Source organism: Sphingobacterium sp. xlx-96 (assembly GCF_011007365.1).
Classification (GTDB): Bacteria; Bacteroidota; Bacteroidia; order Sphingobacteriales; family Sphingobacteriaceae; genus Sphingobacterium; species Sphingobacterium luzhongxinii.
The window spans coordinates 196,197-219,417 of record NZ_WFKM01000007.1; the positions used below are offsets into that span (position 1 = coordinate 196,197).

Annotated in this window: 18 protein-coding genes; 12 read left to right on the plus strand and 6 right to left on the minus strand. The window is 39.0% G+C overall.

Annotation, left to right across the window (positions count from 1 at the left end):
• Window positions 1-15 precede the first annotated feature (15 nt).
• Together G7B20_RS10995 and G7B20_RS11000 are read right to left on the minus strand one after the other, a co-directional pair.
• The gene (locus G7B20_RS10995) at window positions 16-1,611 is read right to left on the minus strand and encodes a SulP family inorganic anion transporter (RefSeq protein ID WP_164111192.1); all 1,596 of its coding nucleotides are present in this window, start codon (window positions 1,609-1,611) and stop codon (window positions 16-18) included.
• A 123-nt stretch (window positions 1,612-1,734) separates the two neighbouring features.
• The gene (locus tag G7B20_RS11000; RefSeq protein WP_164111193.1) at window positions 1,735-2,103 is read right to left on the minus strand and encodes a hypothetical protein; all 369 of its coding nucleotides are present in this window, start codon (window positions 2,101-2,103) and stop codon (window positions 1,735-1,737) included.
• Between the two features lie 195 nt (window positions 2,104-2,298).
• Between G7B20_RS11000 and G7B20_RS11005 the strand changes: the two genes are divergently transcribed.
• From G7B20_RS11005 to G7B20_RS11015, 3 genes are all read left to right on the plus strand, one after another.
• The gene (locus tag G7B20_RS11005) at window positions 2,299-3,846 is read left to right on the plus strand and encodes a helicase HerA-like domain-containing protein (protein WP_164111195.1); all 1,548 of its coding nucleotides are present in this window, start codon (window positions 2,299-2,301) and stop codon (window positions 3,844-3,846) included.
• Window positions 3,847-3,986: 140 nt separating this feature from the next.
• Window positions 3,987-4,901, plus strand: a complete 915-nt coding sequence (locus G7B20_RS11010; protein WP_164111197.1) for a sugar phosphate nucleotidyltransferase — start codon at window positions 3,987-3,989, stop codon at window positions 4,899-4,901.
• A 160-nt stretch (window positions 4,902-5,061) separates the two neighbouring features.
• Window positions 5,062-5,511, plus strand: coding sequence for a hypothetical protein (locus G7B20_RS11015; protein ID WP_164111200.1), 450 nt, complete (start codon window positions 5,062-5,064; stop codon window positions 5,509-5,511).
• 459 nt (window positions 5,512-5,970) lie between these two features.
• Here the strand turns inward: G7B20_RS11015 and dnaK are convergent, their stop codons facing one another.
• The 3 genes from dnaK to G7B20_RS11030 form a co-directional block, all read right to left on the minus strand.
• Entirely contained in the window at window positions 5,971-7,875 is a 1,905-nt protein-coding gene (dnaK, locus tag G7B20_RS11020) for a molecular chaperone DnaK (protein ID WP_164111202.1), read from the minus strand.
• Window positions 7,876-8,018: 143 nt separating this feature from the next.
• Entirely contained in the window at window positions 8,019-8,930 is a 912-nt protein-coding gene (locus G7B20_RS11025) for a GLPGLI family protein (protein ID WP_240452869.1), read from the minus strand.
• 19 nt (window positions 8,931-8,949) lie between these two features.
• Window positions 8,950-11,649 (minus strand): outer membrane beta-barrel protein, encoded by a 2,700-nt coding sequence (locus G7B20_RS11030; RefSeq protein WP_164111204.1) that lies wholly within the window; start codon window positions 11,647-11,649, stop codon window positions 8,950-8,952.
• Window positions 11,650-11,863: 214 nt separating this feature from the next.
• On the opposite strand from G7B20_RS11030, the gene G7B20_RS11035 reads away from it, so the two are divergent.
• The 4 genes from G7B20_RS11035 (at window position 11,864) to G7B20_RS11050 (ending at window position 14,903) form a co-directional block, all read left to right on the plus strand.
• Complete coding sequence (locus G7B20_RS11035) at window positions 11,864-12,424, plus strand: thioredoxin family protein (RefSeq protein WP_164111206.1); 561 nt, start codon at window positions 11,864-11,866, stop codon at window positions 12,422-12,424.
• 17 nt (window positions 12,425-12,441) lie between these two features.
• Window positions 12,442-12,810, plus strand: a complete 369-nt coding sequence (locus G7B20_RS11040) for an MmcQ/YjbR family DNA-binding protein (RefSeq protein WP_164111208.1) — start codon at window positions 12,442-12,444, stop codon at window positions 12,808-12,810.
• Window positions 12,811-13,030: 220 nt separating this feature from the next.
• Entirely contained in the window at window positions 13,031-14,137 is a 1,107-nt protein-coding gene (locus G7B20_RS11045) for a PCMD domain-containing protein (protein WP_240466004.1), read from the plus strand.
• Between the two features lie 40 nt (window positions 14,138-14,177).
• A complete protein-coding gene (locus tag G7B20_RS11050) occupies window positions 14,178-14,903 on the plus strand; it encodes a porin family protein (RefSeq protein WP_240452871.1) in 726 nt (241 codons plus the stop codon).
• 70 nt (window positions 14,904-14,973) lie between these two features.
• Here the strand turns inward: G7B20_RS11050 and G7B20_RS11055 are convergent, their stop codons facing one another.
• Window positions 14,974-15,936: an isopenicillin N synthase family dioxygenase gene (locus tag G7B20_RS11055; RefSeq protein ID WP_164111214.1), complete on the minus strand. Its 963-nt coding sequence runs from the start codon at window positions 15,934-15,936 to the stop codon at window positions 14,974-14,976.
• Window positions 15,937-16,251: 315 nt separating this feature from the next.
• Here G7B20_RS11055 and G7B20_RS11060 point away from each other — a divergent pair, with 315 nt between their 5' ends.
• From G7B20_RS11060 to G7B20_RS11080, 5 genes are all read left to right on the plus strand, one after another.
• Window positions 16,252-16,707: a MarR family winged helix-turn-helix transcriptional regulator gene (locus G7B20_RS11060; RefSeq protein WP_164111216.1), complete on the plus strand. Its 456-nt coding sequence runs from the start codon at window positions 16,252-16,254 to the stop codon at window positions 16,705-16,707.
• A gap of 318 nt (window positions 16,708-17,025) precedes the next feature.
• Complete coding sequence (locus G7B20_RS11065) at window positions 17,026-19,452, plus strand: 3-hydroxyacyl-CoA dehydrogenase/enoyl-CoA hydratase family protein (RefSeq protein WP_164111218.1); 2,427 nt, start codon at window positions 17,026-17,028, stop codon at window positions 19,450-19,452.
• A gap of 33 nt (window positions 19,453-19,485) precedes the next feature.
• Entirely contained in the window at window positions 19,486-19,827 is a 342-nt protein-coding gene (locus tag G7B20_RS11070; RefSeq protein ID WP_164111220.1) for a four helix bundle protein, read from the plus strand.
• A 49-nt stretch (window positions 19,828-19,876) separates the two neighbouring features.
• A complete protein-coding gene (locus tag G7B20_RS11075; RefSeq protein WP_164111222.1) occupies window positions 19,877-21,052 on the plus strand; it encodes an acetyl-CoA C-acyltransferase in 1,176 nt (391 codons plus the stop codon).
• A gap of 166 nt (window positions 21,053-21,218) precedes the next feature.
• Complete coding sequence (locus G7B20_RS11080) at window positions 21,219-22,997, plus strand: acyl-CoA dehydrogenase family protein (protein WP_164111224.1); 1,779 nt, start codon at window positions 21,219-21,221, stop codon at window positions 22,995-22,997.
• The last annotated feature ends 224 nt before the right edge of the window (window positions 22,998-23,221 follow it).

Genomic DNA, 23,221 nt, shown 5'->3' on the forward strand with positions numbered 1-23,221 from the left:
TAAATTGTGTTAATCTTAAACCACTTTCTGCAGTTTTTGTTTTTTTGAATATATCTTCTTTTTGTAAGTAATATCCTTAAGATTAATTTTTAATCCTTTACTTAGTGCATTTTGCTCAAAATCTTTGATCACCTCTATTACATCCTTATCAATAAATTTACTTTTTGTTCCATCAATGACGATAGATTGGACCGTCTTAGGAAGACCATAAAGCTGCTTTTGAATAGCGGCTTTATTGAGAAAAGTAACTTCCTCTGCTAAGGTTATAACAGCTTTCTCATTATTCATTTCATCCGAACCAGAATCTTTTGAAATATTAGAAATGAATGCGTTTTGAATATTTGCTCTGAATATGTAAAATGTAGATACCAAAATTCCAATACCTACTCCTTTTAGTAAATCCGTTGCTACGATAGCTATTACAGTAACTATAAATGGGATGAATTGATCCAAACCTTTGTTGTACATTTGTTTAAATAACGTCGGTTTAGCAAGTTTATATCCTGTATGTAAGAGAATCGCCGCCAGACAGGCTAAAGGAATAAGATTAATAATCATAGGGATGGCCAATAAAGCGAGTAATAGCCATATTCCATGAAGTATCGCCGATTGACGAGTGCGTCCTCCAGAATTAGCATTTGCAGATGAACGTACAATTACAGATGTCATAGGGATACCTCCCAACAAACCAGAAGTCATATTACCAACACCTTGTGCCACAAGTTCTCGGTTGGTGGGTGAATTTCTTTTGAATGGATCTAGTTTGTCTACTGCCTCAAGACTCAGCAGAGTTTCTAAACTAGCGACTATGGCGATTGTTACAGCTACCATCCAAACGTCTCCATTCAATATCTGTGTGAAGTCAGGAAATACGAACAAGCCTGTAAACTCTTGAAAGGAAGATACTGTGGGAATGGATACGAAATGTGTAGATCCAGTAAGAAGCGATAGGGATGTACCTTGGAAAGCAAAACCGAGACCAACTCCTAGAATAACGACAACAAGTGGAGCAGGTAATTTATTGAGCCCCTTGAAAGTAGGCCAGTAAATTAATATAGCAAGCGATAACAAACAGATAATAGTAGCGCCCCAATTAATAGCGGCAAATACGGTGTCTGTAAACACAGCTATCCCACCTCCATTTTCCATTTCAAAAGCATGTGCTTCAGTCATACCAAAAGCGAGTGGTAGTTGTTTTAATATGATTGTAATACCGATTGCTGTCAACATCCCTAAAATAACGGAGGAAGGGAAGAAATTTCCAATCATTCCGGCCTTGATGATTCCTAACATCAACTGTACAATACCAGCTATAACGACGGCCAATAAGAAGGTCTCATAAGCCCCTAATTGTTGAATAGCACCATAGACAATTGTAGTCAAGCCCGCTGCTGGGCCACTTACACTGAGTTGAGATCCAGAAATAGAAGCTACTACAATACCACCAATCACCCCTGTTAATACCCCAGCAAAGAGAGGTGCTCCTGACGCCATTGCAATACCGAGACATAACGGTAAGGCCACCAAGAATACCACAATACTTGCAGGGAAATCATATTTTAAGTCCCTTTTCGATAATTTGAGAAAAGCGGACATACGTGTTCCTAACATAATTTTTTAAACTAAATTTTAACTTATTTTCGATAAATTCTAAACGTAGAACACATGAAATTTTTACCCTATATCAAAGAGATACAGAATAACAGTGTTGCTAAACGTTACTTGGTATTGAATTTAACAGTTAGGAGGCGGCGTTGGAACAGAAGGGTGGTAGCTGCAGATATCTTTTTCATTGCGCAGATAATTGCGCTGTTTCCCATTGTTTTCAATAGAAGGATTGAATGATAGATAATCTATCGCATCAGGTTTGAAGACCTTAACACTATGTTCGTGTAAATCTTCATTATTGCTATTAGATCCTTTTGCAGTGAGTTCGACTTCAAGTTGCATGACAACTTGTAAAATTGTACCCTTGTCTAAAATATCGATAAACATAGGGCTAGCAGAGATCAGCATCTTCGTAAAGAAGACAAAAAAACAAATCTTGGCAGATATTATTCTTTTTGCTTTACTAAACATGTCTATGTTCTCTTTCAATTTCACTTTGACAAAAGTAGAATAAAAATTTGCAAACACATTGTTCCTTGTAATTTTTTTATAAAAAAATTACAAAACTTGTTAATAGTAGCCGTTTTGTTAACATTGTGATAATTACGAAGGTTTTGAAATGTATTTTTATTCAATTTATTGATCGATTATTTATAAATTCGATCGTACAAATTCAAATTTGTTGACAACATGAAACAACAGTTTATAGATAAAGTCGTATCCTCTTATAATCCTAAAGGGGCTTTTATCCAATTAGGATCTGGCATATTAGATGGAGAGATAGTAACCGATGCTAAAGTGAATCTGGCGTTGAAGATGATGAATCGTCATGGCCTGATAGCGGGGGCAACAGGTACAGGTAAGACGCGGACACTGCAATTGATGGCAGAGCAACTTTCTGATGCAGGAGTTCCTGTTTTTATGTTGGATGTAAAGGGGGATCTTTCAGGCTTAGCAGAAGCAGGGAAGACTAACGACGCGTTGGTGGAGCGGGGTGCAGTTGTAGGTATACCTTTTGAGCCGGCAGAGTTTCCTGTAGAATTATTTTCGTTGAGTGGCAAGCTGGGGGCACCAATGCGCGTCACTGTCGAGGATTTTGGTCCAGTACTTTTGTCTCGAATTTTGGATTTAAATGATACACAATCGGGGGTGTTGAGTGCTATTTTTAAATATGCAGAAGATACGCAACTGCCAGTGGTAGACTTTACGGACTTAAAGCGCCTGCTGAGCTATCTCTCTGATGGACCAGGCGCAGATGAAATTAAGGCGGATTATGGGCGTATCAGTACAGCCAGTTCAGGTGCAATATTGCGAAAAATAGTAGCCATAGAGCAACAGGGGGTATCGCATATTTTTGGAGAAAAGGAGTTTGATATTAATGATCTATTTGGTAAAGTCGATGGAAAAGGTGTTATTTCACTTTTGAATATTTCTGATATTCAAGACCAACCCCAACTTTTCTCTACATTTTTATTAAGCTTATTGGCGCAATTGTTTAAGAAATTGCCCGAAGTTGGGGATTTGGATAAACCCAAGTTAGTTTTCTTTTTTGATGAAGCCCATTTGTTGTTTAATGGCGCATCAAAGGCATTCTTAACGCAAATCGAACAAATTGTTCGTTTGATACGCTCAAAGGGCGTTGGGGTGTTCTTTTGTACTCAGGCAGCAACGGATATTCCGGAGAGTGTTTTAGGCCAATTGGGTAATCGCATACAACATGCACTAAGAGCATTTACACCGAATGATGCTGAGAATTTGCGTAAGACGGTAAAGACTTATCCAACTTCGACGTTCTATCAAATAGACAAAGTGTTGACATCCTTAGGTACTGGACAAGCGTTGGTCACGGTACTCAATGATAAAGGAATTCCTACTGAAGTTGTGGCAACTCACTTGGTGCCCGCAAGGGCCGTTATGGGGCCATGTGCAGCAACGCATTACGAGGAGCTCGTCAAGGCGTCGTCCTTTTTTGCAAAATATCAGGAACGGGTAGAAAGACGTACGGCTTCTGAGGTATTAGAGGAGAGGTTATTGACCGCCAATCGGGCCAAGGAGGAGGAGCAGGCCCGTCAACAAGCACAGAAGGAGGCTAGTAGGTCCGCCACGACAAGTTCTAGAAGACAAACACCTCTTGAAGCAGCACAGACTCAAGCGAGTCGTACATTGGCGAGAGAGGGAGTTAAGTTGATCGGAAAGTTGGCATCTGGTTTGCTAAATGCCTTCTTTAAAAGGAAGTAATACAATTTCCTTTTAGAGAAAGTTCCAAATGGTTTGGGAGCTACATAAATTCATTTATATGAGACAATTATATTGCACATAAAAGTGAATTTATGTAGGTTTGTGGCAATTTTAAAAAAGCAATTACTATATTACATATTATGGGAAAACCTACTTTGTTAGTTTTAGCAGCTGGTATGGCTAGTCGTTATGGATCGTTGAAACAGGTGGATAGTTTTGGCCCTCATGGTGAGACTATTATCGATTATTCTATATATGACGCTATACACGCTGGATTTGGGAAAGTAATCTTTATTATTCGTAAGGAGTTTGAAGATATCATGCGGGAGAAATTTGATGCTAAGTTTAAAGGGCTGATTGATGTCGATTATGCTTTCCAGGATTTTGATCTGACAAAATTTGGTGTTGATCGAGTTATCGAGCGCACAAAGCCATGGGGTACGGCACACGCCGTGCTTAGTGCAAAAGACCTTATCAATGAGCCTTTTTGTGTAATTAATGCAGACGATTTTTATGGTACGGATGCCTTTGTAAAGATGGCATACTTCCTGAATATGGAAGTGTCTGATACTCATATGTCGTTGATGGGATTTGAAGTTGGGAATACGATGTCTGATTATGGTTATGTTTCTAGAGGTGTTTGTGAAGTGTCTGCCGACGGAAATATGGACAGCGTCACCGAACGTACAAATATATATTATAAGGCGGATGCTGAAGGAAATAAGAAAATAGTATACGAAGAGGGTGGGGTCGAAACAGAACTTGCTCCTGATACGCGAGTATCTATGAATTTTTGGGGATTTACGCCTAAAGTGTTTGAAGTAGCGTTATCTATGTTTCCTAAATTTGTAGACGAGAATGCCGAGAATCTAAAAGCTGAATTTTTCATTCCATCAGTACCGGATTATATGGTTAGACATGGTATCGCAGACTTTAAGGTAATTCCAACATCGTCCAAATGGTTTGGGGTTACTTATTCAGAAGATAAACCTATTGTGCAGGAGAGTATTTCTAAACTTATAGCTGCGGGGGCTTACCCAGAAAAACTTTTTTAGTAAATAGTAATTTGATTCTTCCGAAAGGGGCTGTCTTTTTGAGGTAGCTCCTTTTTTTATTTGTCTATTGTTGGTATACGGTGTAGTGTTAAATTGTATATCATTTTTTTCTTTTAAATTTCTTATATTTAGGGTAGTATCAGGATTTAAAAATAGGAACATGATGTCATTAAAAGAAACTATTAAGAATCGAATTTTAGAGAATGAGCTAGTGGATTTGGAAGCTTTGAAAGGGATGCATGCAATTTACATGGGGGCGACAGATTTGGATGAAGAATCTTCGTTGGGGTATGAGGACTTCGCTAAGCAGGATGAAAGTAGAGAGTCCGCAAGAAGCTTGGAAGCGCGTATCGCCCGAGCAGAGGATCTTTTGAATGCTTTTTTAAAAGTTGACTTTGGCACTAAATCTAAAGTTGAGCCAGGCGCTTTGGTCGTCACAGATTCGTTGAGCTTTTTGATCGGAATTGCATCAGCAGCATTTGAACATGACGAAAAAAGTTATATAGGTCTGAATACAGATGCTCCTATATACACTGCTTTGGAAGGTGCTAAATCGGGAGACGAGGTTGTTTTTAATCAAAAGAAATATAAAATATTAGATGTTCTCTAGTTATAATTTCAAAAATTTGTTTTCTCGTTTAACCGTTACTTATCTGGCTTTTTTTGTTGAACTGACTGGTGTGTAGCTTGTTGTGTAACAAACGTTTTAAGATAGCATTGTTTTAAATTATTTACATTTGTGATACAATTATAATCTAGTCAATCATGGATAGATTTAAGTACCTCAATCGGATAGTTTATTACGTCTTAGCTGTATTGACCTTACTTTACATATCGGTCTCACTTGACTAGTTTTTCTTTGATTGACGGGGTATGGAGCTTATTTCCATGGTCGAATCTACTATTGAAATTCAGTATGAAGATTCTATATTGCATTTAGAGACTTCTATCAGTTGTTTGAGGACTGATTCTACACAATTTTCTATGCATTTGAAATGGAAATTTAGCTTGTTTAATAGAAAAGCCCGAAGTGATCACTTCGGGCTTTTCTATTAAACAAGATGTTGAATTATTTTACTTCTTCAAAATCTACATCTTGCACATCGTCTGCACCGCCTTGGTTTGATCCAGCTTGATTCGCTTGATCACCTTGTGGCTGTCCACTTTGTTGAGATGCTGCATACATCTCTTCAGATGCCGCATTCCATGCATTTTGAAGTTCAGCAGAAGCTGTATCGATATCTGCAAAATTACGTGCTTCGTAAGCTGCTTTTAATTTTCCTAAACCAGCTTCGATAGGGGCTTTTTTCTCTGCTGATATTTTGTCACCATATTCTTTTAGTTGTTTTTCAGTAGAGAAGACTAAAGCGTCCGCAGCGTTGATTTTGTCAGCTTCTTCTTTCAATTTTTTATCCGCTTCTGCATTAGCTTCTGCTTCTTGTTTCATCTTTTGGATTTCTTCGTCCGAAAGACCTGAAGATGCTTCTATACGAATATTTTGCTCTTTTCCTGTAGCTTTATCCTTAGCGGATACTTTGATGATACCATTTGCATCGATGTCAAATATAACTTCGATTTGAGGGATACCACGAGGAGCAGCAGGGATGTCAGCTAGTTGGAAACGTCCTAATGTACGGTTTTGCGATGCCATAGGGCGTTCACCTTGTAATACGTGGATTTCTACAGAAGGCTGGTTATCAGATGCTGTAGAGAATACTTCAGATTTCTTCGTAGGAATAGTTGTATTCGCTTCGATCAATTTCGTCATTACCCCACCCATTGTCTCGATACCTAGAGATAGTGGTGTTACGTCCAATAATAAAACGTCTTTTACTTCACCTGTCAATACACCACCTTGAATTGCAGCACCTAAAGCTACTACTTCGTCAGGGTTTACACCTTTAGAAGGTTCTTTTCCAAAGAAGTCTTTAACAGCATCAACTATTGCAGGGATACGAGTAGAACCACCTACTAGGATTATTTCGTCAATGTCGGATGTGTTGAACCCAGCATTTTTTAATGCAGTACGACAAGGCTCTATAGTACGTTTTACTAAGTCTGCTACTAAACTTTCAAATTTAGCACGTGATAACGTACGTACTAAGTGTTTAGGGCCAGTTGCATCAGCAGTAATGTATGGTAAGTTGATTTCTGTAGAAGTAGTGCTCGAAAGCTCAATCTTAGCTTTTTCTGCTGCTTCTTTCAAACGTTGTAAAGCCATAGCATCTTTTTTCAAGTCGAAGCCATTGTTTTCCGCTTTAAACTCGTCGTTCAACCAGTTGATGATTGCATTATCAAAGTCATCTCCACCTAAGTGAGTGTCACCATCTGTAGATTTTACTTCGAATACACCATCTCCTAGCTCAAGGACAGAAACGTCGTGTGTACCACCACCACAGTCGAATACGATAATTTTCATATCTTTATTCGCTTTGTCTAGACCGTAAGCTAAAGCTGCAGCCGTAGGTTCGTTAATGATACGTTCTACTTTTAAGCCTGCGATTTCACCGGCCTCTTTTGTAGCTTGACGCTGTGCATCATTAAAATAAGCAGGAACAGTAATAACTGCGCGGCTTACTTCTTGACCTAAATAATCCTCGGCTGTTTTCTTCATCTTTTGAAGAATCATAGCGGAGATTTCTTGAGGCGTGTATTTACGGTCATCTATCTCTACACGTGGCGTGTTGTTATCTCCCTTTACAACTTTGTAAGGTACGTGAGCTAGCTCTTTAGAAGCTTCATCAAAAGAAGTTCCCATAAAGCGTTTGATAGAATAAATAGTTTTATGTGGGTTTGTGATAGCTTGACGTTTCGCAGGATCTCCTACTTTGCGTTCTCCTCCATCTACAAATGCTACAATAGAAGGCGTAGTGCGTTTACCTTCATTATTTGCAATGATTACGGGCTCATTACCTTCCATTACGGCAACACATGAGTTCGTAGTTCCTAAGTCGATTCCTATAATTTTAGACATATCTTATGTAATTGTTTTACGAATTATTGTTTTTTCTATGTTATACAACAACCCTTATGCCAACAAAATGTTTGCCTAAAAAAAAGAAAAAACTGCATCAAATTGTCTGTAATATGACACAGTACTGTGACAAAATGTCTTTTTTAATAGATTAATTGTTCTAAAATATTCTTTTTTGCCGAACCACTGTCACGTCCTCGTTGAAAGAATCTGCCAACAGCATTGGAGAATTCATCTAACGTCATAGACTTAGATTTTTTATCCTTCCAGTCTGTGGGGATAAGTTCATTGTGATAAGAAACATCTGTCGCCCAGTACTGGATGTGCATTTCAGGTATAGCGAGTCCAAGGATCATACCTGGAAGACCATGACTTAAGGCGGGACCTCCGGATACAGGAATCTGGTCGGTATAGAAGGCAACGAGGTATAACGAGTCTGGTGTAGCACCATTCACTCTGCGACATTCAAAACCCGCAATATTTCGATATTCATCTGTGAAGCGCCAGGTTACTTCGGAAAGCGAATCTTTTAGGATATACTTGTCATCTAGTTCAATCTGTACCTCTGCAGTGTTTGACTTTAAGTTTTGATATAGGACTTTGGCGCTATTTCGCCGGGATGCGCCTGCTCCACGCATTACGACGGCTCCGCCACCACCCTGAGCGCTGATTGTCCCCATAGCACCGCCTCTGTTTCCTCTACCTCCTCCAACATTGGCACGTTGCCCCCGGCCGCTATTTTTAGCCTCTTCTTCTTCGATAGGGGCTAAAAGACTACCGTTTTCATCAAATTGCATAGTCATTTTCTCGGTTCTAGAATCAGGCATGTTGTTTATATCTCCGCCCCAAAAGTGCATCCCACCCATACGCCCAGGAGCAGCCTGTTCAAATTTTTTCATCATCTCACGTGTTTGGGCACGTGTATAAGTTACTTTATCGAAGGATATCGTTCCTCTCGTTCCAAAATAGGCATATTGTGCATGAGCTACGGTGCTAATTAGTAGTATGCTTGTCAGTATTAATAACTGACTTATATTTGATTCGTTTTTCTTCATGTTCGTTGGTGTTTTACAATTAACCTTCACTTTTTTTGCCCAAATTTTTATTAAAATCCCATTTTAAGCCCAATAGTATGTAACGAGTCAACATCTGTTGGCTTGATTGACTAAAGCTAGACTCCGAAGAAGATCTATTGACGTTGTTGAAAGTGTTGAAAATATCGTATCCTTTGATACTTGCAACCAGACTTTCATTTTTTAGTAATTTTTTACTGATTTCGGCATTGACATAAAACTGGTGTAGACTCTTGTTGTAAAACTTCGTTGGTCCGTCTAATGAATAGTTAATGTTGCTGCTAATATTAAACTTTTTGGGAAGGAAATACTTGAAAAAACCAGAGGCACTGGTGTTGAAGCTGGTATAATTAAATTCCTTTTGTAGACTGTTTCGTTGGTTGTCTGCACTGATTCTCCAATTGAAGTCGTAGTCTAGACCCTTGGAATCTTGTTCATTGATGCCGATTCCAGTAAATAAGCTGGTCATTTGTTCATTGTTCAGTTCATATTGTTGGTTCTTTATGTCGTCGCCATATTTTATAAAGCTGAAACCATTGTTGTAGTTCAGTCCACCAAAGATGTTAAGCTGTGCTTTCCTATCAAATATAGGCTTATTGAAATTACTGTTCATTCCTGCGCGCCAGCTCGATTTTCCGATCACATTAATATAAGAGCTAGTCGTTACTCCCGTAGCTGTGTCTATTATTCGTTGGTTTACAATTGGATCTGTAGTAAATGATACGTCGGCATTCATGTTCCAACTCGTTCCTTTTAACAAGCTCATCGTATGGTAGTTTAACCTGAAGGAATTGTTATTTGATCGCTTCAAGTCCGGATTACCCTTTTGGATAAATAGTGGATTTGTTTGTGGTTGTAGCTCTTGTAACTGTCCGAATGAAGGGATATTGAAATTGTTTTGATAAGATACCCCTACGTTTTTTCTGTTTGAAACCCTGTAATTTAGGTTCATGTTAATATCATTGTCCCAAAAGGTGCGATCCAGGTCAATATTTCTATAAACGTCTGTCAAGGACTGATCTCTAAAACTTGTACGGTTAGAAAGATTCACTGAGATTTTTTCTGTGAAATAATTGATGTTAACCACCATTCCATGGCTGGTATTCCCTGTTTTTTGATCCTGAGAATATTCAGGGTTCAGAACAGGAGTATCGTTATTTCTCTGATTAAAAGCTTTCAGCAAGGTGTTATTTGTGGAATTGCTGATATTGTAACCCAAGGAGTAATTTATTAAATTGGAGATACGATCTGAATATTGAATCTGTCCCGAAATATTGTTGCCATAGCTATTGTTAATCCTATTTTGGTTGATATAAGTAGTATCATCCTTCAGGTAATATATAGCGGTTTGGTCGACGATGCTTTCCGAATAGTTTTTGTTATAGCTGTTGTTAAAATGTAAGTTTATTGAACTTCCTCTTTTGTTCAGACGTTTCCTATAATTGATCCGCAAATCGTTTGACCGAGTTTGTCCATTTGTATTGGTTGTGTCCCCGATCCTGCTAAATGGATTTCCGTTTTGGGTGGTGTAGTTTTGGGATTCACTACTGCTGTAGTTGTTAGCGAAGTTAGCGCCTAGATTAATTTCCATATTAGACGTAGAGTCAATTTTATATCGAATCTCAGATCGTACTCCATGAGCATCGGAAGAATTTGCGGTCTTAGATCTACTTTCCGATACCTGAATTACATCGCCGGACAATAGCTGTTTGTTGAAAGATTCTCTTTCATTGTTGTTGCTATTTGTGTTAAAATTATAACTGCCATTGAAGTTGACTTTCTTTTGAAAGAACTGATTTTCATAATTAGCCCCAACTGAAGTACTGAGGGGATTACCCGTGATTTGGCTATTCATCCGAAGTCCGCCCTCACGCCCCATACCGCCGCCCATGTTGTTGGTGTTTGCGGTGATACCGATTCGTTCGGTTCGATTGAATTTGGCGGCGAACAAACTTCCTGTATAAAGATCTTTGCTGCCAGCTAGAACCTCCATGTTACCAAATATTCCTTTGCGGGCTTCTTCTTTAAGTACGGCATTCACTGTGACCTCACGCACACCATCGTCAATTCCTGTAAGTTCGGCCTCTTTTGATTTTTTTTCGTATACCTGTACCTTATCTACGGCATCTGCACGGATGTTTCGAATAGCAATCTTTGGATCATAGCCAAAAAACTCTTCGCCATCGATAAGTACTTTTGATACCGATTTACCATTTGCGGTTATTTTACCATCCCCAGATACCGAAAGTCCGGGTAGGCGACGCAGTAAATCTTCTAGTTTCGCATTTTTTTCAGTCTCGAAGCTTCCTGCATCATACTCTAAGGTATCTCCCTTAATTCGTATGGGCAGACGTTGTTGGATGACTACCTCTTCAATAAGATTTTCCTGTGAGCTTAAAGCTATAGGAGGTAGATTGGAGATTTGATTGTCTAATTTGATTTTTCTGGAAACCAACTCAAATTTAGGGTAGGACACGATAAATATGTATGTGGAGTCTGCTAATGTCTTAAACAAGAATTTACCATCTTCATCTGCTCGAGTGAAGTGTCTCATAATGGAATCTTGGTCGAGGAGGACGATGGAAGCATTTGTTAGCGGTTTGTTGTCTGATTTATCGATAATTTTACCTGATAAGGTATGTTGACCATAAACTATGTTTGTGGTGGTTAGGATAAATAGACTTAATAGAATTCTTTTCATTTAATTGGCTTGAATACTGCTCAAAGATAGATCGAACAATTATTAAATAATGTTAAATGTAATGCAACATTTTGATGACTGTTTTGTTGGTGGATTATGCGTATTTTTGTCATTCATAAAAAATGTTTTATGAAAATATTTATGTAATACGACTACTAGGTCGAAATAATACTACTGAAAGCAAGTAAGGTAATTAATTATAAAAAATGTATTTATGAAATTTGAAACGTATTTGATTTATTTTGAGCAAGTTTTAGCCAATCCGTCTGCCTATCCAACTTATACCGATCCAGAATACTTTAATTATACAAAACTTAATTGGTCTCGGACGAATCGTTGGCTAAAACGGTTTAAGGCCGAAGAAGAGACGAAGGCCTTTTTTGGGGGGGTGAGTGAGAAGCAAACTTGGGTTTTAATTACTGAGCCTTGGTGCGGGGATGCGGCACATTCCGTACCTCAGATTTATGAATTAGTTAAAGATAATCCAAATATCGTTTTAGATATACAATTAAGAGACGCTGAGCCGTTTTTGATTGATCAATATCTTACAGACGGAGGAAAATCTATTCCAAAATTAATTATTCGCAATGAATCCGGTGTAGACATCGCGACTTGGGGACCTCGTCCTGCTGTATTGCAGGAGCTTTTTGTTAAAATGAAAGAAGAGGAAAGGCCGTTTGAGGAAATAAAGGAGTATTTCCAAAAGTGGTATAATGAAGACAAAGGAATTGAACTCCAAAAAGAGTTGATTGAATTGTTGACGGTTCAGGCGTAAGTTCTAACGTTTCTATTATGAATATCGAAGAATTACGCGAGTATTGTATAAACCAAAAATCTGTTTCAGAAGAATTACCTTTTGGCCCAGATACGTTGGTATTCAAGGTTGCGGGTAAAGTGTTTTTATTGGTAGGACTGGATCAGGTCGACCAGTTGTGTTTTAATGTAAAATGTGATCCCCAATATGCGGTCGAACTTCGTGAAAAATATGAACAAACCGTCCTGCCTGGATATCATATGAATAAGAAGCACTGGAATACGGTTTTTGCAAATAGGGAGTTGTCTGATGACACCCTATTTGAATTGATAGATCACAGTTATCAGCTCGTATTCCAGAGTTTGCCAAAAAAAATAAAAGAGGAGATTGATCCCGCTGCAATTTAGCCGGGTTTCCTATCTAGAGAATGTAAAGTTTTTACACCATAAAGACTGTGTTTGTACTTGCGGGTATAAAATTATTATAACTTTGCGCCACTTCAACCTCTGAGGAATGGAGTGTTTAGATTTTAAAAGTATAATTTTTATGCAATACCGTAATTTATTTTTGTTGTTTTCGGGGATAACTCTCTTTTTTTTATCTTGTATAAAGGATGAGGCCTTAAATATGGAAGCTGATATAGTTTCAGTTCATACTAATGAAGATGTCTTTTTGCTAGATCCAATTATTTCAAATACTAGTGTTACATTATATCTGAAGCCTGATCATGAGAATATAAATAATCTGAAGATAGATTTTAAACTGACGCCAGGCGCCAGTATCGCATTGTCTAAGGAGGATTTTGAAATGCCTGATGGTCAAACAGATACAAACAGGATGATTATAGATAATATGCAAACAGATGGGGTTTTTTACAAAGTGACGGCTCAAGATGGACAACATATCAAGAAGTATCTAGTTAAAATTGTAAATACTAATGGAGGATTTGTACCTACTGACTATGGGTTTGAAGAATTTGAGATAGAGAAAATAAATAAATATACTGTTTTTTATAATCTTATTGATGGACATAAGTTTTATAATTGGGCCTCCGGAAACCCGAGCTTTTCATTAACATTGATGATTAGCGGTGGCGATTACGAGCCTAATAAATACCCTACTAAGACGACCGATGAATCCTCTTCTGGGAAAAAGGGGCTCTTGCTAGAGACAATGAGTACAGGGAGTTTTGGGCTGATGTTTAAGAAGCCGATTGCAGCAGGTAATTTATTTATTGGCAGTTTTGATTCCGGTCCTGTCCTTACAGATCCTTTGTCGGCAACACAATTTGGTTTACCTTTTAGTCAGGTCCCAATTGCTTTAGAAGGAAGTTATAAATATAAAGCAGGCTCAACAGTAACAGATAAAGATATGAAGGTCCTAGATCAGAATGACGAATGTGACATTTATGCGGTATTCTATAACAGAAAGAAATTGATGGACGCTGAGAAAGATCCCTTAAAGAAAAAGTCTTACTTGACTGGACATAATGTTTTTACAGATCCTAGTGTTGTTGCTATAGCACGTCTCGAAAACGGAAATACTACCCAAGGTGAAGAGTTTGTGAAATTTAATTTGCCATTTATATACAAACAACCGGTGTTAGACACAGAAGTGGCAGGATTGGACTATAATATTGTTATTGTTATGACTTCCAGTAAATATGGCGACAAATTTGTCGGAGCTGTAGGAAGTCTGTTAACTGTTGACGACTTAAAAATTATAACGAAATAATAAGATGCGAGTATATAAATGTGTGATAGTTGCGATAACTATGTTTTTTTTAGTCACGACGGTAAAGGGGCAAAAAGGTAATTTTGATAGCGATAAATTAGATTTGACATTTTCTGTTGGGGGTAAAATTGGAGGAGCAACTCCTTTATCTTTACCTCGAGAAATTAGAAAAATTAATAGTTATGCGCCCAATGTTCCTTTTTTTATTGGGGCTAAAGGAACTTATCAGGTGAATTCTAAATGGGGTGTTGTTTTAGGTTTGACATTTGAAGGTAAAGGAATGGATGCTGAAGCTACCGTAAAAGCATATAAAACGACCTTTAGTGCTACCAATAATTCGAACGAGGAATTGAGAGGGTATTATACAGGAGAAATTACAACCAAAGTTCACAACTTATATCTATCAATTCCAATCCAAGCAACATATCAATTGTCTGAAAAATGGAATATACAAGCAGGCCCTTATGTCGCGTTTGCCATCCGAAAGAAGTTCTATGGGGAGGCGTTTGATGGATATTTAAGACGTGAAATACCCACCGGAGATAAGATAATTATTGATAAGGCTGATTATGACTTTTCCAAAAGTGTTCGTGCTGTCGATGTAGGGATGAGCTTAGGTGGGCAATATGCTTTTACCCCAAAATGTTTTGCTTTGGTCCAATTGGATTATGGTATTAACACTATCATGAAAACCGGATTTGAGAGTATCAGTTTTGGTATGCACAATATTTTTATGAATGTAGGAGTCGGTTATAGATTGAAATAGGTTTTATATTAACTATCAAAAGCGGTCTGTTAATTTTCTTAACAGACCGCTTTTGATATAAAACAATAAATTACATTTTTAAACCGATCTCTCTAAGGCGTTCGTCCAGGTACTGTCCAGCCGTGTAATCTTCATATACTTTCGGATGTTCTTTATCAATGCATGAGTCTAGGCTAGCTAAGCTCATTTGAGATTTCGGATGGAGAAAGAAAGGAACCGAATAGCGCGAAGTCTTCATCAATTCTATAGGAGGGTTGACCACGCGATGGGTTGTAGATTTAAGTTTATTATTTGTCAATCTTTGCAACATATCACCTACATTGACAACGATATCTTCTCCTTTAGCTTTAATAGGGAACCAGTTGCCATCTTTTGTTAAAACTTCCAATCCATCAGCAGAAGCGCCTATAAGTAACGTGATTAAGTTAATGTCTTCGTGTGCGCCAGCCCGCACAGCATCAGGTGATAAGCTCTCCGGATTGTTGATCGGAAAATAATGAATAGCTCTTAATATTGAGTTTCCATTAATAACGTGTTGTTCAAAGTAATTTTCATCCAGTTCCAAATAGGTTGCTATTGCTTTCAGTAGATTACGACCAGTATTCTCCAATTTTTGATAAATTTCTCCAGTAACAGTGTCGAAACGAGGAAGTTCCTGCACTGTTGGATTATCTGGAAAATCTATTTTAGAGTAATCCTCTCCAATGATAGTCTGTCCACGCTGCCAAAACTCCTTCAGATCGGGGGTTTTGGAGTCTTTTGCTTTTTCCTTTCCTTTTGTGGTATACCCACGTTGCCCTGCAAGTTCGGGAAATTCATATTTGTCTTTGGTCTCTTGCGGCAATTCAAAAAAGGCCTTTACCGTTTCATACAACTCGGATATTAATTCATCGCTCAATCCATGATTTGCGATAGTAACAAATCCAGTCTCATTGAATGCCTTACCAATATCCTTTACAAACTGTTTACGTTGTTCGGTGCTGCCATCTGTGTAGTGGAGTAGATTCAGTCGAGGTATGTTTACTAATGCCATATTGATGTGTTATTAAAACTGATACAAACCTAAATAAAACTTTCAGGATTCCATTCAACCACCCACAAAAATGAAAGCTCTTTATGAGCTTTTAGAATGGTAGTTTTTGAGAAAATAGATTGTGATTGCGGAGGCATAATGGGGACAAGGTGGCTTTGCGTACCGAATAGCAGATTGTTTGTTGTTGATTGTCCGTATTTTAGTTTTTGAAGAGATGGCGAAGAGAAAATTTGTATAAGTATTTGGATTATACAACTTAATCTGTTAAATTTGATATGCTTGCATAATAAACTATAGTAGTAAGCATGATCAACAATGAGCCAAAATAATACAATTGACTATTTTTTAAAAGCAGCTTGGCAGACTGTTGCGAACAAATATAATAATATTGCTTCGCAACACGGGTTTACGCAGGCTGCTGGATATATTTTAATTAATATCCATAAGGACGGCACGGCTGTCTCGCAGATTGCAAATTCGACAGGAGTAAAAACTACTTCGTTGTCTCGGGTGTTAAATAACTTAGAGGCTCTTGGTTTTATCTATAGAGAGGCTAGTACAACAGATAAGCGGTCTGTCAAAGTTTATTTGACAGCGTTGGGGGTACAGAAGCGTAGGGTTGCAAAGAATGTGGTGCGTGGTTTTAATGAGTATTTAGAATCACAGCTTTCTGAAAAGGAACGTCTACAGTTGATTAAAATGTTGGCTAAGGTAAATGATCTGGCAAACGATTACGAGCCGGAGTCTATCGCGATGATGGAGACAGAATAGGATATACGCTCTTGTGTTTCAGGGGGGTATACTTTAATTATATGATTACAGAAGGAAAAAAGTATTTACAGATGAAATATCCATGTAGTAAAGGCTGAACAAATATCGATGAAAATAATTACTTCGTTAGCTCGTTACACTCGGTTTGGATATTTCACATGGCGATTAAAAGATAAATTATTCACATATGAAATATTCATCCAGCAGAAAGACACAAACACGGATGACTGCGAAGCAGAATGCTATCCAATTACAACAATCCGTGCATAATATACTCTGGATATTCCATATGACAGATAAAAAACAGATTATACACATATGAATAGAAATATTAAAAAGGTAGCCGTATTAGGCTCAGGCGTGATGGGTTCTCGTATCGCTTGTCACTTTGCCAATATTGGTGTGGAGGTACTGCTGTTGGACATTGTACCCAAAGAACTACTTCGTGGGGAGGAGTTAAAAGGGTTGACGCTTGATCATCATGCCGTACGCAATCGTATTGTAAACACTTCGCTCGAAACGGCGATTAAGTCTAATCCTGCTCCTCTGTTTAGTAAATCTTTTGCTAAACGAATAAGTACGGGGAATTTTGATGACGATATGGGCAAGGTTGCTCAGGCCGACTGGATTATAGAAGTTGTGGTAGAACGGTTGGATATAAAGAAATCTGTTTTCGAAAAGATAGAACAGTTTCGCAAGCCAGGAACGTTAATCACCTCAAATACGTCTGGAATTCCTATTCATCTAATGACCGAAGGTCGTTCGGAAGATTTTATTGCCCACTTTTGTGGTACACACTTTTTCAATCCTCCTCGGTACCTGCAACTATTAGAGATCATTCCTACGGCACGGACAAACGAAGAAGTTGTCGATTTCTTGGTAGGATATGGTGATAAGATGTTGGGCAAGACAGTGGTGTTGTGTAAAGATACTCCGGCTTTCATTGGTAATCGAATAGGTGTATATTCCATGTTGGCACTGACTCACCTTGTCGACCAGATGGGATTAACAGTTGAAGAGGTGGATAAATATACGGGTCCGGCCATGGGTCACCCTAAATCAGCAACATTCCGTACCGCCGATGTTGTCGGGTTAGATACCTTGGTCAATGTTGCCAACGGATTGGATCAAAATGCTCCTGATGATGAGGCTAAGGGAGTTTTTGCTCTACCTGGGTTCATCACGCAGATGGTTGCTAATAAGTGGTTGGGAGAGAAGACAAAAAAAGGCTTCTATGAAAAAGTCAAAGGTGCTGACGGAAATTCTGAGATATTATCGTTAAACCTTAAGACATTAGAATATGGTCCCCAATCAAAGGTGAAGTCGGCGACGTTGGAAGCAACTAAGCAGGTGGAAGATATTCGTAAGCGGATGAAAGTATATGAGCAGGGGACTGATAAGGCTGGAGAATTGTTCCGTGCGATGCATTATCCTTTATTCGAGTATGTCTCGAATAGAGTGCCAGAAATCACGGATGATTTTTTCCGTATAGATGATGCGATGCGAGCAGGGTTTGGTTGGGAAATCGGTCCGTTTGAAGTTTGGGATGCCTTAGGAGTGCGAGAGACATTAGAAAAGATTAAAATGGAAGAGAGGCGGCTCCCCGGACAGCGTGGTGAGGTAGCGCGGTGGGTACATGATATGTTGGCTGCAGGATGTGAATCATTTTATAAAGTAGAAAATGGTGTTCGGCAGTATTATGACATACGTTCGAAATCTTACAAAGCAATACCGGGTACTGAAGAATTAATTGTATTAGATCACATTCGTAGCACAAACACACTCTGGAAAAATTCAGGGGTGTCAATTATAGATCTTGGTGATGGTATTATCAATTGTGAATTTCATACGAAGATGAATACGATCGGTGGCGATGTCATCCAGGGCATCAATAAAGCTATTGACATCGCTGAAAAGGACTATCGCGGTTTAGTTATTTCCAATGATGGGAAAAATTTCTCTGCTGGAGCGAATATCGGTATGATTTTCATGATGGCTGTAGAGCAGGATTACGATGAGTTAAATATGGCGGTGCGTATGTTTCAGAATACATCTATGCGTATCCGCTATTCTACAATCCCCGTAGTACTAGCTCCTTTCCAGTTAACGTTGGGTGGTGGCTGTGAGTTTTCCATGCATGCTGATTTTGTTCAATTGCATGCGGAGACTTATATGGGGTTGGTGGAGTTTGGCGTAGGAGTTATCCCTGGAGGTGGAGGTTCCAAAGAATTTGCCTTACGCGCTTCAGATGAGTTTAGAGATGATCAAATTACACAAAACATACTGAAAGATAAATTCCTTACCATAGGTCAAGCTAAAGTTTCTACATCAGCCGTAGAAGCCTTTGAATTAGGTTACCTACAGAAAGGTAAGTATGCTATCACCATGAATCGAGCACGTTTATTGGCAGATGCGAAAGCCAAAGCAATAGAACTGGCAGAAGGAGGCTATACACAACCAGCGCCACGAAACGACATCAAGGTGCTAGGCAATCAAGGGTTAGGAATCGTCTATGTAGGAGCTTCGTCTATGCGAGCAGGAAATTATATTTCTGACCATGATAAGAAAATCTCTGAAAAATTAGGCTGGGTCATGTGTGGAGGTAATCTTTCTGCCCCTACTGAAGTATCCGAACAATACCTTTTGGACTTAGAGCGAAAGGCTTTCTTAGAGCTATGTGCCGAGCGTAAGACGCTTGAACGGATTCAGTATATGCTGACAAAAGGGAAGGCGTTACGAAATTAGACGACAAGTATTTAGTGCTTAGTATTTAGATGTATGCTTTTTTACCAATATAAGGAATTGAAACTATGGCAAAAGGCAATTGAGCTGGTCTCTGATATTTATCGGATTACAGGTTTTTTGTCTGATAAAGAGCGATTCGGTTTAATAAGCCAAATTAATCGTGCAGCTATTTCAATTTCTTCAAATATAGCGGAAGGATCAGGAAGGAACTCTAATAAGGAGTTTGTTCACTTTCTTGCCATAGCGTATGCATCTACATACGAAGTCGAAACACAATTAATCATATCAAGGAACTTGGGTTATTTATTAGATGGTGATTTGAAAGAAGTTATAGAAAAAATTATCGAATTACAGAAGATGAATTACGTTTTTTAGCAAAAATTGAAATCTAAATACTAATATCTAACTACTTAATACTAATAACATGGAAGCTTACATTGTAGCAGGATATCGTACCGCCGTAGGGAAGGCACCAAGAGGTGGCTTTCGTTTTATGCGTGCTGATGATTTGGCAGCTGAGGTTATCAAACATTTGGTGTCTTCGATCCCGAATTTAAATAAAGAAGAAATTGATGATGTCATCGTAGGCAATGCGATGCCAGAAGCAGAGCAAGGTATGAATATGGGCCGTTTTATTTCCCTTATGGGATTGGATACGGATAAAGTTCCCGGCGTCACTGTGAATCGCTATTGTGCATCTGGCTTGGAGACCATTGCGACAGCTACGGCCAAGATTAAGGCAGGCATGGCAGATGTCATCATTGCCGGAGGAGCAGAAGTTATGTCGGGAATGCCGTTTGGGGGATGGAAGATAGTACCTAATCCAAAAGTATCCAGAGAACATTCGGATTGGTATTGGGGAATGGGGCTTACAGCCGAAGCGGTGGCACAGGATTATAAGGTTTCGCGTGCAGACCAGGATGCATTCGCACTCAAATCACATCAAAAGGCAATTGAAGCCATCCAGAACGGTCATCTCAAAGATGGTGTGGTACCTATTACCGTAACGGAAAATTACCTTAAAGATGGTAAGATGGCCACGCGAGAATATATTGTCGACACCGATGAAGGCCCCCGAGCGGATACCAACTTAGAGGCACTGTCCAAATTGAGACCGGTCTTTGCTGCAGATGGAGTTGTGACGGCAGGAAACTCTTCTCAGACCTCCGACGGAGCGGCCTTTGTAATGGTGATGTCCGAGCGTAAGATGAACGAATTGGGGGTAAAGCCTATTGCTAAGTTAATTTCTTATGCCGTAGCAGGTGTCCCGCCACGTATTATGGGGATTGGTCCTATTTTCGCTATTCCAAAGGCGTTGGAACAGGCGGGACTGAAGAAAGAAGATATTGACTTAATCGAATTGAACGAAGCCTTTGCCTCTCAGTCTTTGGCTGTGATCCGCGAGTTAGGGTTGGATGAAGAGCGTGTGAATGTCAATGGAGGGGCTATAGCATTGGGACATCCACTGGGTTGTACAGGGGCAAAGCTCACCGTTCAGATTCTGAATGAGTTGAAACGAAGGGATAAGAAATATGGAATGGTGACAATGTGTGTTGGAACAGGACAGGGAGCTGCCGGTATATTTGAAATGTTAGATTAGAAATCAGATGTGAGGTTAAAGATATGAGATAATAGGATTACAGGTCTCAAATTTCTTGTCTCACACCTTAAATCTAAGTGTTAAATAGTTGAAAGTTAATATGTGAGAAAAATGGTGGAGACTATTGGTCTCAAATCTCTTTTCTCATAGCTCAAATCTAAAAAATATGAAAGAAGCAATTAAAGGTGGTGAGTTTGTAATTAAAGAAACACCATATAGCGAAGTTTTTATTCCAGAAGAGTTTGATGAAGAAGCGAAAATGATTCGGCAGACATGTTTGGATTTTTTGGATACCGAGGTCTTAAATAAATTAGATCGTATTGATGCACAGGAAGAAGGGTTGATGCAACAGTTGATGGATAAGGCCGGTGAGTTGGGCATGTTGGGTGTATCCATTCCTGAAGAATACGGTGGATTTGGAAAGAATTTCAACACTTCTATGTTAGTCGCCGACGCGGTAGGGGGAGGTTTTTCCTTTGCTGTAGCGCTCTCGGCACATACAGGGATCGGTACATTACCTATTTTATACTATGGTAATGCCGAGCAAAAAGTGAAATATATACCAAAGTTGGCAACAGGAGAGTGGAAAGCTGCCTACTGTCTTACCGAGCCAAACTCTGGTTCGGACGCCAATTCGGGGCGTACGTCGGCCAAATTGAATGCAGAAGGAACCCATTATTTGATTAATGGACAAAAGATGTGGATAACTAATGGTGGATTTGCAGATGTTTTTATTGTATTTGCAAAGATTGATGACGATAAAAATTTAACAGCCTTTATTGTAGAGAAGGATTTTGGCGGTATCACAATGAATCCTGAAGAACATAAGCTCGGTATCAAGGGGTCTTCTACAAGACAGATCTTCTTTAATGATTGTGCTGTACCAGTGGCGAATATGTTGTCAGAAAGGGAAAACGGATTTAAGATTGCGGTCAATATATTGAATATCGGACGTATTAAATTGGGGGCAGCAACTATTGGTTCAGCGAGAGCTGTAATCTCTACAGCAGTTAACTATGCTAATGAAAGAGTTCAGTTTAATTTGCCGATATCCAAGTTCGGGGCTGTTCGTTATAAAATAGCGGAGTCAGCGATTCGTCTCTTCGCTAATGAATCGGCAGCCTATCGTGCTGGACAGAATATTGATGATGCTTATGAAGCTTTGATCGCAGGAGGAATGGATGAGGCAAAAGCCAAGTTAAAGTCAGTCGAACAGTTTGCAATAGAATGTGCTATTATCAAAGTGTGGTGCTCGGAGATGCTGGATTATGTAGTCGATGAAGGTGTTCAAATCTATGGTGGTATGGGATATTCGGCAGAAGCTCCCATGGAACGTGCGTATCGAGACTCGAGAATCAATCGGATATTCGAAGGGACAAACGAGGTGAACCGTCTATTGGTGGTCGACATGTTATTGAAGCGCGCGATGAAAGGAGAGTTGGACTTGATGGGGCCTGCGCAAGCTGTGGTCGGAGAGTTGATGGATATTCCTGATTTTGCTGATGAAGACACAGCACCATTTGCCGCAGAAAAAAAAATTATTAATAATCTTAAGAAGGCAGGATTACTTATAGCTGGAGCGGCTGTTCAAAAATTAATGATGTCGCTTTCTAAAGAACAAGAAATTTTAATGAACATTGCTGATATCATAGGGTATGTATATGTCGCTGAGTCGGTATTATTGAGAGCCGAAAAGCTATACCATAGTCAAGGGGAAGAGGCTACTAGCTTGCAAGCTGATATGGCTAAAGTATATTTGTACTCAGCAATCGAAAAGGTTGGTACAGCGGGTAAAGAAGCTTTGTACTCTTTCGGCGAAGGGGATGAATTGAACATGATGTTGGTAGGATTACGCCGTTTCACGAAAGCGCAACCTTTCAATGTAAAAGACGCTCGTCAACGTATTGCACGTAAGTTGATCGAGGAGAATAAGTATTGTTTTTAAAAAATTTCACTTTGGTTGGTGATAGAAGCCTGTACGATCCGTGCAGGCTTTTTTGATTAAACAGCTTCCTATTAAAAATAAAATTTCTCTCCCTATATATTTAAATAAGTCGGGGAAGCATTGATTCCCCTTATCTACTAATGAAACAAGTTTTCAATTGGCGTTGGCACTTGTGTCACTTCACTACCAAACAATTTAGACATATGAAAAAAATAGGGTTTCCC